Raw genomic sequence first — 15,103 nt, 5'->3', positions numbered from 1 at the left:
TGGACATTGATGACTCGGGACATGGTTGCTCCTCGACAAAGCGGGAGCGCAGACCATCTCTCAGCTGGGCCGATGCTCAGATCGAAGACCCAGTGTACAATATGTGGTACTCAGCTGGCCGTTCCGCAAGGGACGCGCCCTGGTCAGCAAGCCCGTGCCGCGGTCGTCATCTGGATCACGGGCCGATCGACGGTTTCCTTTCGGCTTGCCGTGCATCGAAGCCCCATCGCTGGTCCCCTGGCCTTCGGTGGAGGTCCGCGTGGCACAAACAATTCTCGTCATTTGCGCGATCGGGACGATACTCGCCCTGTTGTTTCTTATCGAGAATGGCTGGAACCGTCACACTCGACGGGTGCAGCGCTAGCAACGACGAACCGCAGCGGAGCCTCAAGCAGGTGAGGATCTCCGTTGAGCGACCATGAAGTGCTCCGGGGGCTCTCGGACGAAATAGCGTACCGCGGCGGCCGCGTTCACCAGGAGTGGAGTCGAGCCGTGGAACCGGCGAGCGAGCGAAGCTGCGATCTGCATTGAGAGCTGTCCGACAGGCACCTGGATCGCGGGAGGGACCACAGGAACGACGTGGCGCGCAGTAACTGATCGAGCGCGGGAGCGGTCAAGGGAAAACCCGGCCGTAATCGTCGGCCAGGGCAGCTGCACGACCCGGATGCCCCGCATAGAACGTTGAAGCCCATCAAAGGAGTACGGCGATGGGCGGCAACCGCACAGACACAACGACTGGTGACGGCCTCGAGAACGACGGCGCACAGGGCGGCAGCGAGCAGTCCGATGCTGCAGGTGGTGGGGAGGACGACAGCAGCACGGAGGTGGAAGGCGATGACAGCCATCTGCACGATGACCAGAAATCCCGCCCGCTCGGGGGCTAGAAGCCGCCCAGAGCGCGGGCTCTGAAGCCCGCTGCTCTAGCGTGCTCCGGTCATCGGCACCTGCTTGCCCGTCTGTGCCGCCGAAAGGCAGTGTCGCACCGACGATCGTACCGATCATGCCTGATCCGTCGACCGTTGCGGTACCCGTGATCCGGGCCGCTTCCATCGCGACGGTCGGCGCGCCCACTCCGAAAGTCGCGCTGAGGTCGGTCATCGTGGCTTCGGGCATGTTCGGGAGCGGCACTGGCGAGCGCCATTGGAGCCCCAAGCGCCGAAAGCGCCAGCCCCGCTGCTGCCAACATCATTCTGATTCGCACTGGGTGTTCCTTGGCCCGGAGCGCGGGCTGAGCTGGTCAACGCTTGGGTTCGACCGTCGGTGGCACAACCTGACCTCATCCTCTGTCACAGCGGGCCAAGCAGGGCTACGAACATTCGGGCTCAGCCCTGGTGCTTTTTACGCCAGCTTCGAGCTGCCATGACTGCGCCTCGCCCGAGGTGTTTGAAGCCGCAGGTCGCAGTGCGTTTCATACCAGCCACGCCTTCGCAGCTTCCTGCTCGGCGCTTGAACATCGGGTTCAGGCGGCGCAACCTTGTGCGCTGCACAATAGTTCAACGGCGATGACCCAGAAATCAGCCGGAAAGTCGCAATCGGCCAGCAAGGACGAGAGCTCACGGGCACCGGATCGGCTCGCGCCGGTTCGTCGCAATCGGGGCTGGCTTGTCGCTGGCATGACGGGTGCTATTCTCGCGGGCGCGGCGATTTTTAACTCCGTGGCGGCGAGACGTGCTGAGGCGGCAAATTCGCCCGGCGGGCGGTTTGTAGATGTAGACGGCGTCCGACTGCACTATGTTGATCGCGGTGATGGACCGCCAGTCGTCCTGCTCCACGGCAACGGAGTGACGTTGCAGGATTTCGAAGCGAGCGGCGTCCTGGGCCTGGCCGCCGCCACACATCGCGTGATTGCGTTCGACCGGCCCGGCTTTGGCTTTAGTGAGCGGCCGCGCACGACGGCCTGGACCCCGACAGCACAGGCGGATCTGCTCGCCCGCGCGCTGGCGCAACTTGGCGTCGGCCCGGCGATCATTGTTGGCCATAGCTGGGGCACGCTGGTGGCCCTGGCGATGGCGCTGAACGCTCCGGAGACGGTGTCCGGTCTGGTTCTGCTGTCAGGCTATTACTACGGCACTGCGCGACCAGACGTCGTGCTGGGGTCTATGCCCGCTATTCCGCTGTTTGGTGATGTGATCGCCCATACGACGGCGCCACTGACAGGGTTACTGACCGGGCCGATTGGACTGAAGGCTAGCTTCTCGCCCGCATCGGTTCCGGCAGCAGTCGCTGCACTGCCGGTCGCTCTCTCGCTCCGGCCCTCGCAGATCCGCGCCACCGCGGCCGATACGGCGATGATGATACCCGGAGCCATGTCGCTGAGCGGACGCTACGGCGAGCTCGATTTGCCAGTCAGAATCCTTGCCGGCGCCGGCGATCGGATAGTCCATGTTGACCGCCACGCGGAACGACTGGTCGCAGACATCAAAGGCGCTGAGCTGCGCATCGTGCCCGATCAGGGCCACATGCTGCACTATGCCGTGCCGCAGCAGGTCATTGCCGCGATCAACGACGTGCAGAAACGCCTGAGCTGACGCTGTGTCCCAAGCAGAACACACGAGAGCAGCGGCTATAGAACGTCCGCAGGACCAACTGTCACATGCCGAGTTGCCCACCAGCGGCGCCTCGCCCGAATTGCCAGTCCGGCCGGTAGTGCGGCGCCCGTTCGTACTGGCCGCGGTCATGGCGGCCTCGTTCATGATTGCGATCGAGGCGACAATCGTCTCAACCGCCATGCCACGGATCGCGGGGCAGCTCGGAGATCTCCAGCTCTATGCGTGGGTCTTCTCCTCCTTCCTGCTGGCGCAAACGGCGACCACCGTCGTCTTCGGCAAACTCGCAGACCTATACGGTCGGCGATCGGTGTTGCTGGTCGGAATTGGCATCTTTCTGGTAGGCTCCGTCCTGTGCGGTTTCGCCTGGTCGATGGGGTCGCTGATCGCCTTTCGACTGATCCAGGGGCTTGGCGCCGGTGCGATTCAGCCGGTGTCGATCACCGTCATCGGCGACATCTATCCTACCCACGAGCGCGGTCGCGTTCAGGGTTGGCTGGCGAGCGTGTGGGGTGTGTCGTCGGTGATAGGACCGCTGGCCGGCGGGCTTATAATCCAGCATGTCAGCTGGGCGTGGGTCTTCTGGATCAACGTGCCGATCGGCCTTGCAGCGGCAGCTGGGTTCTACTTCTTTCTGCGCGAGACAGTCTCCACCGAACAGCGCAGCGTCGATGTTCCGGGCGCAGCGCTGTTCACCATCGCCATCGCCGCTTTGATGGTGGCGCTTACCGAAGTTGGCGCGGCCAACACGCGCACCGCTCTGACCGCTGCCGCGCTGTGCGTGATCGCGGGCGCATTGTTCGTCTGGCAGGAGCGCAGAGCGCGCGACCCGATGATCGCCTTCGGGCTGTGGGCGCATCGCTCGTTGGCCGCCACAAATGTGGCGACATTGTTCAGCGGCATGGCAGTGATTGGGCTCACTACCTTTCTGCCGATGTACGTGCAGGCAGTGATGGGCCGCTCGCCGCTGACGGCAGGCTTCATGCTGACCGCCATGGTGCTCGGCTGGCCGATCGCGGCAACGCTAGGCGCGCGTAACTTCACGCGTTTTGGCCTTAGGCCGATACTGATCGCAGGCGCGGTGCTGCTGCCGGTCGGCGCGTTGCCATTTGTGCTCCTGGAGCCGACGATGTCGCCGTTGATTGCGGGCCTGGGTTCCTTGATCATGGGGTTCGGCATGGGTTTCTTCAGCACGGCCGCAATCGTGCTGATCCAGGACAGCGTCGGCTGGTCGGAACGGGGTGCCGCGACCGCGTCCAACCTGTTCGCCCGCAGTCTTGGCAGTACGTTGGGAGCAACCGTGCTCGGCGTCGTGCTCAACGCCAGCCTGTCGCGCGACGGGGGCGGCTCGCTGCAGCAGATCCAGCGTTTGCTCGGGGAGCACGGGAAGGCGCTCGACGCAGGGACGAGCCGTGCGGCACTGGCGCATGGGTTGCATCTGACATTCTGGGGCGTCCTGCTGATCGCTGTCTTGACGCTGGCCGTTGCGCTCCTGGTTCCACGGGATGCGCGACGGCGGCCCAACGAGGCATGAACAGGTCGATCAAATCAGGCTCGGCGGCAGAGGCATCGCTTTGAATCTCGCCTGAACGAACGGCCGGTGTTGCGACGCAGCAACTGGGGTCAAAACGGCCGGGATTGGGTCCGCTCAGACCTCCGTTCGTTCAGCCAACTCCAGAGCATCTTCTACGTCAACGCCCAGATATCGCACGGTGCTGTCGATCTTGGCGTGCCCGAGAAGGATCTGAACGGCGCGAAGATTGCCGGTCGCCTTGTAGATGATCGAGGCTTTGGTGCGTCGGAGCGAGTGCGTCCCGTATTCCTGAGCCGGGAGACCGATGCCAACTACCCACTCGTGCACGAGACGGGCATATTGTCGCGTGCTCATATGGGCCATGTAGTCGTTGCGGCTCGGAAAGACGAAATCGTTGAGGGTGCCGCCGCGGCGCTCCAGCCATGCACGCATCGTCTTCCGAGCCGTGTCCATCAGCTCGAATTGCACTGGCCGCTTGGTCTTTTGCTGAACGATGATCGCTCGGTCACGGATGCGCCCGCCTGATACGACATCTCCGATGCGCACGTTGACTACATCACAGCCACGCAACTTGCTGTCGATGGCGAAGTCGAACAGCGCTCGGTCCCGCAATCGCCTATGCTGGTCGAGCCAGAAGCGAATGGCCCAGACCTGCTGCTGCTTCAGCGCCCGCTTAGCACCAACCAGTCGGCCTTCGTTCCACGGTCGAAGTTCATGAAATGCGGGGTCTAACGACGAATGACCCATTGATCATCTCCATCGCGCCGAAATCCTATCAGCCTTATCGACCAATCGAGAGTACCCAGGGGCGGTTAACAGGCGATTTCAAAATGTGGTTGATCCGCGTGTCAGGACGCATGAACGAACGGTCGGACCTAGGGCGGATAGGGCAGCTACTGAACTGCTGCGAATGACTTTCCAAGGGCGTGGACTGTAAGCTGAGAACACTCGAAGCTAACGATCATGGCTGCTTACGCGGCCTGTTGTTGCTCTCGCAGGACCGACTTCAACGACTGAGCTGGTACAGCGGCAGAGAAGAGGAATCCTTGCAGCTCGTTGCAGCCTGCACTTTCGAGAAAGGCGCGCTGCTCGCCCGTTTCGACTCCCTCGGCTGAGACGGACAGGCCCATCGCATGTCCGAGGCGCACTACGGCGTGAATGATGGCGGCTGCATCAGTAGCCTCGCCCAAGCGGCTTGTGAAACTGCGGTCTATCTTGATCTTATCCACCGAGAATTTACTGAGGTAGCTTAGACTGGAATAGCCCGTCCCGAAATCATCAAGGGCAATGCGAAAACCTGCTGCACGCAGCTGTGTGAGTGCGGTTCTCACGACGTCGTCATCGTCGAGGAGGATGCTTTCGGTGACCTCAAGCTCTATCTGGGAGGGGCGCGCTCCTGAGCTATGGACAATGTCGATTACCTCAGCTGCGAGATCTCGCGTCCGGAACTGAACGGGGGAGAGGTTCACCGCTATCGACAAAGAAGGCCAGTCTCGGGCCACGCCGCACGCATCCCGAATGACCAGTCTACCGAGATCACCGATAAGGCCGGTTTCCTCAGCGATAGAGATAAACGCGTCGGGGGCCAGCAGCCCACGTGTTGGGTGCTGCCACCGCAGAAGGGCCTCGAGACCGATGACCCGAGTTCCGGACGAGTCCATCTGCGGCTGATAATGTACGGACAGGCCTCGCCCTTGCTGGATCGCTTGCCGCAAGTCCTGTTCAATTCCACGCCGCAGTTTTACGCTCTCGTCCATGCTTTCGTCGAAGAAGCGGAAGCCGTCGCGCCCTTCAGCTTTGGCTCGGTACATGGCGATGTCTGCCTTGCGCATCAGTTCGGAGCGGTCGCCGCTGCACGACGGGTAGCTTGCAATCCCGATGCTTGCGCCGATGAACACGTTTGTTCCGAGGATGGAGAAAGGCTGACGAACCGCAGCAATCATAGCATCTGCGGCACTGCCGAACTCTGACGGGTCTGCTCGCTCGCGCAGCAGCACCGCGAACTCGTCTCCGCCCAACCGTGCTACGACGTCCGTTGAACGGACTAGCGATTCCAGTCGAGCGGCGACGTGCTGGATCAGCTGGTCTCCGCCAAGATGGCCGAGACTATCGTTCACCTGCTTAAAGCGGTCGAGATCGATGAGCAGAACCGCCCAGGTCGTCGCGGTGTCCTGTTCGCCCGCTTTCTGATCCACGATCGAGTTGAAGAGGGCCCGGTTTGGAAGACCGGTCAGGGTATCGTGGTATGCAAGGTGGTGCGCTTGTGCCTCCTTCGCCTGCAACTCCAGGTGTGCAGCCTCGATGCGGGCCAGAGACTCTGAATCCTTGCGCATCAGCTTCGCTACGCTGAAGATCAAAGCGGCGAGCGCTGCCAGCAGCCCGGCGAGTGCGACCGCGGCACTGGGCGCCATCGAGCTCCAGACTGCGCGACCCGGACGATCCGGATGCCAGCTGAGGTACCCGACGCGCTGACCACGGCTCGAGATCAGGGCCAGCGCGTGCTCATCAGAACTCTGCGCGCCGAACCTGCGGATTTTGGCTTCAAGGACCAGCTGTATTTTGGCGAGGTCGCGCACAAAGCTCGTATCGAGGTAGCGAATGCTGACAAGAAGAGGCTCGCGTCCAGGACTGACAGGCACATTTGGGGAGTCAGGAATGATCCGCATGACGCTCATCACGGCCGGACGGCCCTTGACTGTCGTAAGGTCAGTAGCATGGATCGCCCTGGGCGAGGTCCGCACCGTTGCCCCATCCACGAGTTTGCGTCCCGGCAGGCGCTCATGCCGATTGGGCTTACCGTAAGTCCGGCCTCGAGCAGCGTCGATCAGTGGCTTGGCCGCTTCGACGTAGGCGGCGGCACTTGCCAGGGGCGTGCGGACTCCGTCGCGAACAACGTAGACCGCGCGATCGTCGCCGGAGAGAATGAGGTCAACGTCATGGGAGAAGACGAAGTTGAGCCACGTTCCGACGTCGTCGTCGACCCAAGTCCAGTTCGGGCGCGGCTTGCGCAATTCGAGCACGAGAGGGCTCCAGATAGCAACCCCGGCCTGACTCTGCGCTAGCTCATCCAAAGCAGCGTTGGTGGCCAGCCGGACTTCCTGCTCTTGTCGCGCTATGGATACCTGATCAGCTTGCGCAGCCGCCGAACTAAGGGCGGAAAAGGCAAACCAAGTGAGGCCAAAAGCGAGCAGCAAAACAGGAGCAAGGACCGCGGCCATCAACCGCGTGCCGAAGCGCCTATCCCGGTCCCTTTCTTGCCGCACGAATTAAGTCCCCCCGTGCAGAATATACGAAGGGGGTGTCCACAAAGCGTAAACGAAGCCCGTAAAGACGGGTGATTGCCTGAAGCGAAAAGGCAGCGCCTATTTAGAAGCATGCAGACGACCAGCAGGAAGCAGCAATATAGAGTCAGTGCGGCCGACGCATCCAATTCTACTAACCCGAAATGTATTCAACTTCCCGTCACCTGCGCGGCCGAATCACCCGTAGCAAGATCCACCAACCAACGAACAGGGCTGCAACGCAGATCAAGATAGCTGGCGCGACACGTTCCACTGCCGTCCTCCCCTGTATCTCGCCCGTGCTCCAACCTGTGATCAGCCGAATGCTGGGCGAGGCCCGACGGTATACACGACCGTAGTGGAAATGCTGTGGCTTGATCGAGATTGTCGCTGCTAGTGGCCCCACTTTGGCACACTGGGTCATGCTTGATCCCGAAGCACTTGCCGGTTGCACCATCCTGCTCGCCGCCGACGACATGTTCACAGGTGAGTATGTGCGTGAATGCCTGTGCGGCTCTGGGGCGCGGGTCATCGGTCCGGCTCGAACCGTGAGGCAGCTCGCGGAACTGGCCGAAGTTGGAGAGGAGATCGACTGCTCACTGATCAGCCTCACTCTCGCCGGCCAGGATACGACCGAAATAGTTGCAGCCCTTCATCTCCGGCCTGCGCCGGTCGTCGTTATTCTTAGACGTGGTCAGAGGGTAGATGGACGGCTTGCAGCGCTGCCGAGCCTTAGTTCTCCGTTTGGCGGGTTCCAGGCCGTTGACGAAGTCGTAGTTGCCCTGAGACAGGTCAGTAACCGTCCTGGGGGAAGCAGCATTAGCGAGCCCACGTAGATCGACCGCCGGACTTTGCGACAAGGCGGGACGCTTACCCAATCATTGGAGGGTAGCGGTAGATCGGCAACCATCTCCGTTGTGGTTCATGTGTTCCTCCCGGCTGGCCGTTGGCGAGGAACACAGAGACAAGCACCTTAGAAGAGGCAGGGGCAACCTAACTGACAGCCCAGTGTTAGCCTAGACGTCGCAATAGAGTTCCGGCTACCCACCGCGACCGTTCGCTTGGACCACACGTCTTCGCTGAAGCAGCTCTGCGATCCCATCGTGCCGCTTCGCTGAACGGATTGCCACTCCTCAGAAGTGAATGAAAGTTGTCGATCGGCCGGTTGTGGGTCTTGAGTGGCGACAAACGGCGCGCGTTGCGCAAGAATGGTTGTGGCAGCGGGTCGCTTCAGCTTCGTCTGATCCCTTGAAGCAGCGCCCGACCGATCGAGCCGGCGCCCGCAAGGTTGCGCAAAGGCCCGGTACGCAGCGCAGTGTAGATGCTCGCGTGCGAGGCGTGGCCGTGCGTGTCGCCGCGAGTGGCGGTTGAGGCGCTCGGCGCGTCGAGATTATCGGGTCGCTTCTCGCTCGGTCGGGAGGTCTGGAACAGCGTCGGGCCGAGCAGCGCGGCGGCTCCGTCAGCAAGGTTGGGGAACGCCTGGGCGAGCGCGCTGCCAATGCGCCCAGCGCCGCCCACGTACAGCTCGCGTTCGGGGTTCTCGGCGGCGAGCAGCACCGTCTTGGCCACGTCGTCGGGCCGATAGAAGGGCGGCGGCATTGTCGCCTGCCGGTCGTTATGGTTGCGCTGATGCTGGAGGATTGGCGTGGCGATCGGCGCGGGCTTGATCAGGGTAACCGCGACGGGCGCACGCTCCATCATCAATTCGATGCGGAGCGCGTCGGTATACCCTCGGATCTTCTGCTTGGAGGCCGAGTAGAGCCCCATGAATGGCGCCGCGACGTCGGAGGTGACGCTGCCCATGTTGATCAGCACGCCGCCGCGGAGCTTAAGGTGCGGCAGGGCTGCCTTGCAGCCGGCCACCATGCCCCAAAAATTAACGTCGAACACGCGGCGCCCATCCTCCTCCGGCAGCTCCTCCAGCTTGCCGGCGATCGCCACCCCAGCATTGTTCACCCAGGTGTCGATGGTGCGGTAGGTTTCGACCGCGTGGGTGGCTAGCCGCTCCAACGCGCCTTGCTCAGTTACGTCGGCAACGCACACGGAGGCACGCCCGCCAGCCTCGACGATCTCCGCCACGAGCGCGTCCAGCCCTTCACGCCCGCGTGCCGAGACCACGACCCTCGCTCCGCGCGATGCGGCCATCAACGCGGTAGCGCGACCGATGCCGCCGGAGGCTCCCGTCACGACGATCACCTGATCAGCGATCCGCTTCAGTCTGGTCATCGCTTCATTCCTTACCGGAGCCCGCGACGGGCTTAGGGTGACGCGATCAACAGCCGAGACCGTTGGCCGTTGCGTCGCTTGGAGCATGAACGAATGACCGGTACCTGGAAATTGCAGAACTGGTGGCAATGGCTGCTTGTGGGTCAGTGTGCCGAGCCCAGCGTACACAAGAGGGCAGTCGCACGATTTGCGCCTGCGTCAATCCTCGTCAGATCGACGCATCATCCGCAAACCCACCCTCACAATCAGCACGCCGACGGCGCACGGCACGATCCCGATCAGCAGTAACGGCGACGCGTACAGCATCTCCAACGGCTGCGTGACGATGCTCGACAACGAAAACAGGATCACCGCGCCGGTGCACAGGCCGGTCGTGCCGGCGAGCAACACGCCGCCGGTTACTAGTAGGCCGCCGAGGAGCTTCATCATGCGAGGCGCTCTCCATGCCGGCCGGCGATCTTCGCCTCGGCCAGCACCGACGCGCCGGCGGCGCCCGGACGGTAGAACAGGTTGAATGTGTCGAACGGAACAATCGCGCCGTCGGGCTGGACGAAATGGACGCAGCTGCGCTTCACCGTTCCTAGGTCAAAGTTAAAGCGGTCGAGGAACTGCGAGATCACGACGCGGAAGGTCTGCTCGTAGCCGATCTCCTGCGGCACTGCGGCCTCGGGCAAGCAGCAGAGCAGGCTGGCGAGCTTCTCCGACGTGTCCGCCTGCGCGGTCGACAGCGACAGCAGCTGGAAAATTCGCTCCTTCAGCTCGGGATAGGCCTCGAAGCTCACCGTGTTGGGCGCAGCGGCGACGAACAGCTCGCGCGGTAGCATCGCCGTGACGGGGGCGACCTCGCGTCCGTTCCTCAGGCCGTAGCCGATGCAGATCTGGTCGGGGTTGCAGGGCAGCGGGATCATGTCCTCAAGCGCGAACACGCCGGACTCGGCGATGCGGCGCCGGATTTCGGTCAGGGTGATACGGTGGCGCTTGGCGTCGAAATCATCGTTGCGGCCGGCATCCTGAACCGGCTGGAAGGTGACGCCGCGCACGCACCGCCATTCGAGCGCGTGGCGCACAATGTCGGGTATCTGCTCGTCATTCACGCCCTTCTTCACTGTGACGACCAGCGTGGTCGAGATCCCCGCCGCCTCCAGCGCTTCCAGGGCGCGGCGGCGAATGCCCGACAGCCGCGCCCCGCGCAGCTCCATCAGCGCCTCGTCGTCGAGCGCGTCGAACTGGAGGTAGATCTCGAATCGCGGGCGGAAGGTGGCCAGCCGGGCGACGAACTCCGGTTCCTGCGCGATTCGCACTCCGTTGGTGTTGACCATCAGATGCCGGATCGGGCGGGCGCGTGCCGCTTCGAGGATCTCGAAGAATTGCGGGTGGATGGTCGGCTCGCCTCCGGAGATCTGGACGAGATCGGGTTCGCCCTCGGCGGCAACGATCACATCGAGCATCGCTTCAACCTCGGCGAGCGGACGATGGCCGAGATGATGAACGGACGAGCCGGCGAAGCAGACGGGGCAGCTCAGATTACACGCTTCGTTGATCTCGATGAGCGCGAGGCAGCTATGCTGTTCGTGATCGGCGCAGAGCCCGCAGTCGAAGGGGCAGCCATGATCGGTGCGCGAGTGAATGGCGAGCGGCCGATCGCCGGGCTTGAGCCAGTCCTTGGCGGCGCGCCAATAGCCGACATCATCGGAGATCAGCGTCTTAGTCACGCCGTGCTCGCGACAGCGCTTGCGATAGAAGACGAGTTCGTCTTCGACAATGATCTTGGCGGGCACCGGCCGTAGGCACGTCTCACACAGGCTCGTCGTCTCGCCGAAGAACAGGTACGGCGCCACGCCGCGCAGTGGCGCGCTCGCGTCGGCGGTCGGCAGCGTAGAAAGCGCATCCATAAGCGACCAGCCCCAAGCATAGCAGATGAAAGATGTTTAGCGGCCCGATAAGCATTGGATAGGGCTTGAGGAACTCCCAGGCGAACCGCTGCACGCCATACCATCCGGCAAGTACGTAAAAGCTGCGGCGGTATGCCCAGGACTGCCGTGCGGCCAACGCGATCACAAAGACGAGCAGGAACGCGAACAGCGCGAGGCTCTCATAGACTTCGACCGGATGCCGCCCGATGCCGTCGCCGAGATCGACCGCCCACGGCAGTGCCGTCGGCACACCGTACGTCCGGTCGGGAAGGCCCGCGAAGAGGCATCCCCAGCGGCCGAAGACGATGCCGATCGCCAGCGGGCCGACAAAGGCGGTGCCGGTCGATCCCTTGATCCCGGCGGCCCACTTATAGCCCTCGACGGCGACGATCGCACCCGCGAGTGCGCCGGCGATGCTGTGCGACACCATCGGGGTGGTCATGCGAAGCGAGTTGATCGATCCCATCGCCCACGCACCGGCCAAAGCGCCGGCCGCCAGCGCGGCGAAATAGCCAGGTCCAGTGACCCGCGACAGCCGCTCGGCGGCCTCGCGCAAACGCCAGCGATGCAGCACCGTGCCGGTGAGCGCTGAGGCCGCCCAGGCAAGTATGTCGAAAAGGCCATGCGCCCAAGGCGCGGTCGGGATCGCTAGCATCGCTTGCTGTCGTTCAATGCTTTCAGTCCTGCCGCAAGCGGCACGGGAAGCGCAGGTGAACGAACCGCAGGTTTAGAGGAAAGCCAAATCCGTCTGAATGTCGCCGTCTGGGTCTCACGGATCGTCAGGGGGGCGATAGATGCTATCATCAGGGAAGGACGTTCGGAACCTCAACCCTTTACCACCCCTGTTCTCAACTCGTTCCGTGTTTGATACTGCGACGTTTATGACCGCCGTCGCGCGCAAGATCATCCATGTCGACATGGACGCCTTCTTCGCGTCGGTGGAGCAGCGAGACGATCCCTCGCTTCGCGGCAGGCCCGTCGCGGTCGGTCATGCCGAGGCGCGGGGCGTCGTAGCGGCGGCGAGCTACGAGGCGCGCGCGTTCGGCGTCCGCTCCGCGCTACCGTCGATCACGGCGCTGCGCCGCTGTCCCGACCTCGTGTTCGTGCCGCCGCGCTTCGACGTGTACCGCGACGTGTCCCGCCAGATCCATGATGTCTTCGCGCGCTACACCGACCTCATCCAGCCGCTGTCGCTCGACGAGGCGTATCTCGACGTCACCGCCGACGAGCGTGGGCTGAAAACCGCTTGGCTGACCGCCAAGGCGATCCGCGCCGACATCCTGGCGGAAACCGGGCTGACCGCGTCGGCCGGCGTCTCGTACAACAAGTTCCTCGCCAAGCTTGCCTCGGATCATCGCAAGCCCAACGGCCAGTTCGCGGTGACGCCGGACATGGGGCCGGCCTGGGTTGAGACGCTGCCGGTCAGCCGCTTCCACGGCGTCGGGCCAGTGACTGCGGAGAAGATGAGGCGGCTGAAGATTGAGACCGGGGCCGACCTTAAGGCCAAATCGCTGGCGTTTCTGCAGCAGCATTTCGGCAGTTCCGCCGAATGGTATCACGCCATTGCTCGTGGGGAGGACGATCGTCCCGTCAATCCGCACAGGGTGCGCAAGTCGTCGGGATCGGAAACGACCTTCAACTGCGATCTTGTCGAGGCGGCCGAGATCGAGGCCGGCGTGCTCAAGATGGCGGACGACGTCTGGAACTGGTGCGAAACGCGGCAGGCGTTTGGCCGGACCGTGACGGTCAAAGTGAAATATGCCGATTTCCACCAGATCACCCGGCGCCGCAGCCAGCCCGTTGCGGTTACCAGTCGCGACGCGCTGCACGGGGCGGCGCTCGCGCTGATCCGCTCGCTGCTGCCGACCGAGAAGGGCGTCCGGCTGGTCGGCGTGACGGTCTCCAACTTCGCCGAGGTGCAGACCGAGGCGGCGGACGAACTGCCGATCTTCGTCGAGGCGGCAGCTTGATGCTTGACCTGTTCGACACACCGCTGCTGTCGGGCCTCGCTCAGCGTCCGTCACTCATCAGCGCGGATGAGGAGCGAATGCTGATCGAGCGGATCGACGCCACCGATCTGACGTCATTCCGTTTTCAGGGCTGGACGGGCAAGCGCCTGACGACCTCGTTCGGCTGGAGCTACGATTTCGAAGTCGGGCGTCCGAAGGAGGCCCCGCCCATGCCCGACTGGCTTCTCCCCATCCGCGACAAGGCAGCTCGGTTCGCCGGACTGACGCCGGCGGATCTGATCCAGGCACTGCTCATCCGCTATGACCCCGGCGCTGGTATCGGCTGGCATCGCGATCGGCCGATCTACGGCCATGTCCTCGGCATTTCGCTCGGGGAGCCAGCGATGATGCGCTTCCGGCGCCGACGGGTCGACGGGTTCGACCGCCTATCGGTGCCGCTCGATCCGCGCGGCGGCTATCACATGACCGGGCTCGCGCGACACGAGTGGGAGCACAGCATCGCACCCATGAACCGGCCGCGCTGGTCGATCACTTTCCGCAGCTTGGCGGAAAGGCGATGACCGAGGTGACGGGCGGACCCGTCGCGGAGCAGGCTGGCAGCGTCGGGGCCCCCGACTTCGTCGTGGTCGACGTCGAGACGTCCTGCTCGCAAATCAGCAGCATTTGCCAGATCGGGATCGTGGGGTTCAAAGACGGTCGGGAAACCTTCGCCTATGAAACCCTCCTCGATCCACGCGACCACTTCTCGTCGTTCAATACGCGTATCCACGGCATCACGTCCGATCACGTTACGGGTTCGCCGACGTTCGCTGACGTCCACGCGGTCATTGCCGCGCACCTGTCGGGCCGAGTCACCGTCGCCCACTCGCTCTTCGACAAGGGCGCGCTTGCCGCAGCTTGTTTGATCCATCAGCGCAATCCGATCGATGCGACGTGGCTGGACAGCGTGCGGGTGGCGAAACGCGCCTGGCCAGATTTGCCGAGCCATCGGCTCAACGTCCTGACAAGATTTCTTGGGTTGCCCCACAAGCATCATGACGCGCTGAGCGACGCGCGTGCGGCCGGGATGGTGATCGTGCGTGCGATTGAGCACACGGGGATGGGGCTTGCTGGGTGGCTTGCACCCAGCAAGCCACGGCGGGCCAAGATGCCGCCGCCTGCCCCGATCGGTCCGCTCAAGGGAGAGCGCATCGTGATCCTCGGCGCTGCCCGCGATGGCCGACTTGCCCGAACGCTAGCGGGCGCGGGCGCGCGCATCATGGCCTCTGTCGGAGCAACCACGACCCGACTGGTCATCAGTGATGACCAACCCTTTGGTCGCTTCGTCACCGCGCATGCCGATTATCGCCAAGCGGAAGCACTTCGAGGCGAGGGGGCGAGCATTGCGATTACCACGGAGGCCGAAATGGATGGGCAGCTCGGCGCTCTTGATCGTCCTTCGATCGGCTCTCCAGATAGCTGAAGGAATGACCGAAGGTGGCGAGAGAACTGAATGCGCCGAGCGACCACAATTGGGTCCCCGCGGCCGCGAATGGTGGATCGTTAGATGCAGATTACAGCCCTTTGTCGTGCCTGACGCGTTATCAAAGCGTGCTGCTGGAACAGATCGCCCGGCGCTAATCGTCAGCCCCGT

At 63.3% G+C, this 15,103-nt stretch carries 13 protein-coding genes; 7 read left to right on the top strand and 6 right to left on the bottom strand.

Annotated features, from left to right (window positions below; genetic code table 11):
• Nucleotides 1–707 precede the first annotated feature (707 nt).
• From FHS94_RS16540 to FHS94_RS16530, 3 genes are all read left to right on the top strand, one after another.
• Nucleotides 708–884: a hypothetical protein gene (locus FHS94_RS16540; protein WP_184059907.1), complete on the top strand. Its 177-nt coding sequence runs from the start codon at nt 708–710 to the stop codon at nt 882–884.
• A 618-nt stretch (nt 885–1,502) separates the two neighbouring features.
• Complete coding sequence (locus FHS94_RS16535; RefSeq protein WP_184059905.1) at nt 1,503–2,528, top strand: alpha/beta fold hydrolase; 1,026 nt, start codon at nt 1,503–1,505, stop codon at nt 2,526–2,528.
• 4 nt (nt 2,529–2,532) lie between these two features.
• Entirely contained in the window at nt 2,533–4,080 is a 1,548-nt protein-coding gene (locus FHS94_RS16530) for an MDR family MFS transporter (protein ID WP_343055329.1), read from the top strand.
• A gap of 114 nt (nt 4,081–4,194) precedes the next feature.
• On the opposite strand, the gene FHS94_RS16525 is transcribed toward FHS94_RS16530, so the two are convergent.
• Both FHS94_RS16525 and FHS94_RS16520 read right to left on the bottom strand, forming a co-directional pair.
• Complete coding sequence (locus FHS94_RS16525) at nt 4,195–4,827, bottom strand: tyrosine-type recombinase/integrase (protein ID WP_184059903.1); 633 nt, start codon at nt 4,825–4,827, stop codon at nt 4,195–4,197.
• 224 nt (nt 4,828–5,051) lie between these two features.
• The gene (locus FHS94_RS16520; protein ID WP_184059901.1) at nt 5,052–7,298 is read right to left on the bottom strand and encodes a putative bifunctional diguanylate cyclase/phosphodiesterase; all 2,247 of its coding nucleotides are present in this window, start codon (nt 7,296–7,298) and stop codon (nt 5,052–5,054) included.
• A 437-nt stretch (nt 7,299–7,735) separates the two neighbouring features.
• Between FHS94_RS16520 and FHS94_RS16515 the strand changes: the two genes are divergently transcribed.
• The gene (locus FHS94_RS16515; RefSeq protein ID WP_184059899.1) at nt 7,736–8,197 is read left to right on the top strand and encodes a response regulator; all 462 of its coding nucleotides are present in this window, start codon (nt 7,736–7,738) and stop codon (nt 8,195–8,197) included.
• 394 nt (nt 8,198–8,591) lie between these two features.
• On the opposite strand, the gene FHS94_RS16510 is transcribed toward FHS94_RS16515, so the two are convergent.
• From FHS94_RS16510 to FHS94_RS16495, 4 genes are all read right to left on the bottom strand, one after another.
• Nucleotides 8,592–9,587: an SDR family oxidoreductase gene (locus FHS94_RS16510; protein ID WP_184059897.1), complete on the bottom strand. Its 996-nt coding sequence runs from the start codon at nt 9,585–9,587 to the stop codon at nt 8,592–8,594.
• Nucleotides 9,588–9,785: 198 nt separating this feature from the next.
• Nucleotides 9,786–10,013 (bottom strand): hypothetical protein, encoded by a 228-nt coding sequence (locus FHS94_RS16505; RefSeq protein WP_221234827.1) that lies wholly within the window; start codon nt 10,011–10,013, stop codon nt 9,786–9,788.
• Entirely contained in the window at nt 10,013–11,479 is a 1,467-nt protein-coding gene (locus FHS94_RS16500; RefSeq protein ID WP_184059893.1) for a radical SAM protein, read from the bottom strand. The genes FHS94_RS16505 and FHS94_RS16500 overlap by 1 nt, the downstream gene beginning before the upstream one ends.
• Nucleotides 11,382–12,155, bottom strand: a complete 774-nt coding sequence (locus FHS94_RS16495; protein ID WP_184059891.1) for a prolipoprotein diacylglyceryl transferase family protein — start codon at nt 12,153–12,155, stop codon at nt 11,382–11,384. The genes FHS94_RS16500 and FHS94_RS16495 overlap by 98 nt, the downstream gene beginning before the upstream one ends.
• Before the next feature lie 226 nt (nt 12,156–12,381).
• Here FHS94_RS16495 and dinB point away from each other — a divergent pair, with 226 nt between their 5' ends.
• From dinB to FHS94_RS16480, 3 genes are read left to right on the top strand one after another with little or no spacing between them, the layout of a single operon-like run.
• Nucleotides 12,382–13,470 carry a DNA polymerase IV gene (dinB, locus tag FHS94_RS16490; protein ID WP_184059889.1) on the top strand — a complete coding sequence of 363 codons (1,089 nt, stop codon included), beginning with the start codon at nt 12,382–12,384 and terminating at the stop codon, nt 13,468–13,470.
• Nucleotides 13,470–14,030 carry an alpha-ketoglutarate-dependent dioxygenase AlkB gene (locus tag FHS94_RS16485; protein ID WP_184059887.1) on the top strand — a complete coding sequence of 187 codons (561 nt, stop codon included), beginning with the start codon at nt 13,470–13,472 and terminating at the stop codon, nt 14,028–14,030. The genes dinB and FHS94_RS16485 overlap by 1 nt, the downstream gene beginning before the upstream one ends.
• Complete coding sequence (locus tag FHS94_RS16480) at nt 14,027–14,932, top strand: 3'-5' exonuclease (protein ID WP_184059886.1); 906 nt, start codon at nt 14,027–14,029, stop codon at nt 14,930–14,932. Before FHS94_RS16485 ends, FHS94_RS16480 begins: the two co-directional genes overlap by 4 nt.
• The last annotated feature ends 171 nt before the right edge of the window (nt 14,933–15,103 follow it).

Origin of the sequence: Sphingomonas aerophila, from assembly GCF_014199305.1 — a bacterium.
Taxonomy (GTDB): Bacteria; Pseudomonadota; Alphaproteobacteria; order Sphingomonadales; family Sphingomonadaceae; genus Sphingomonas; species Sphingomonas aerophila.
The sequence above is the reverse complement of the archived record's forward strand: the minus strand, read 5'-3'. Positions and strand labels throughout refer to the sequence as shown.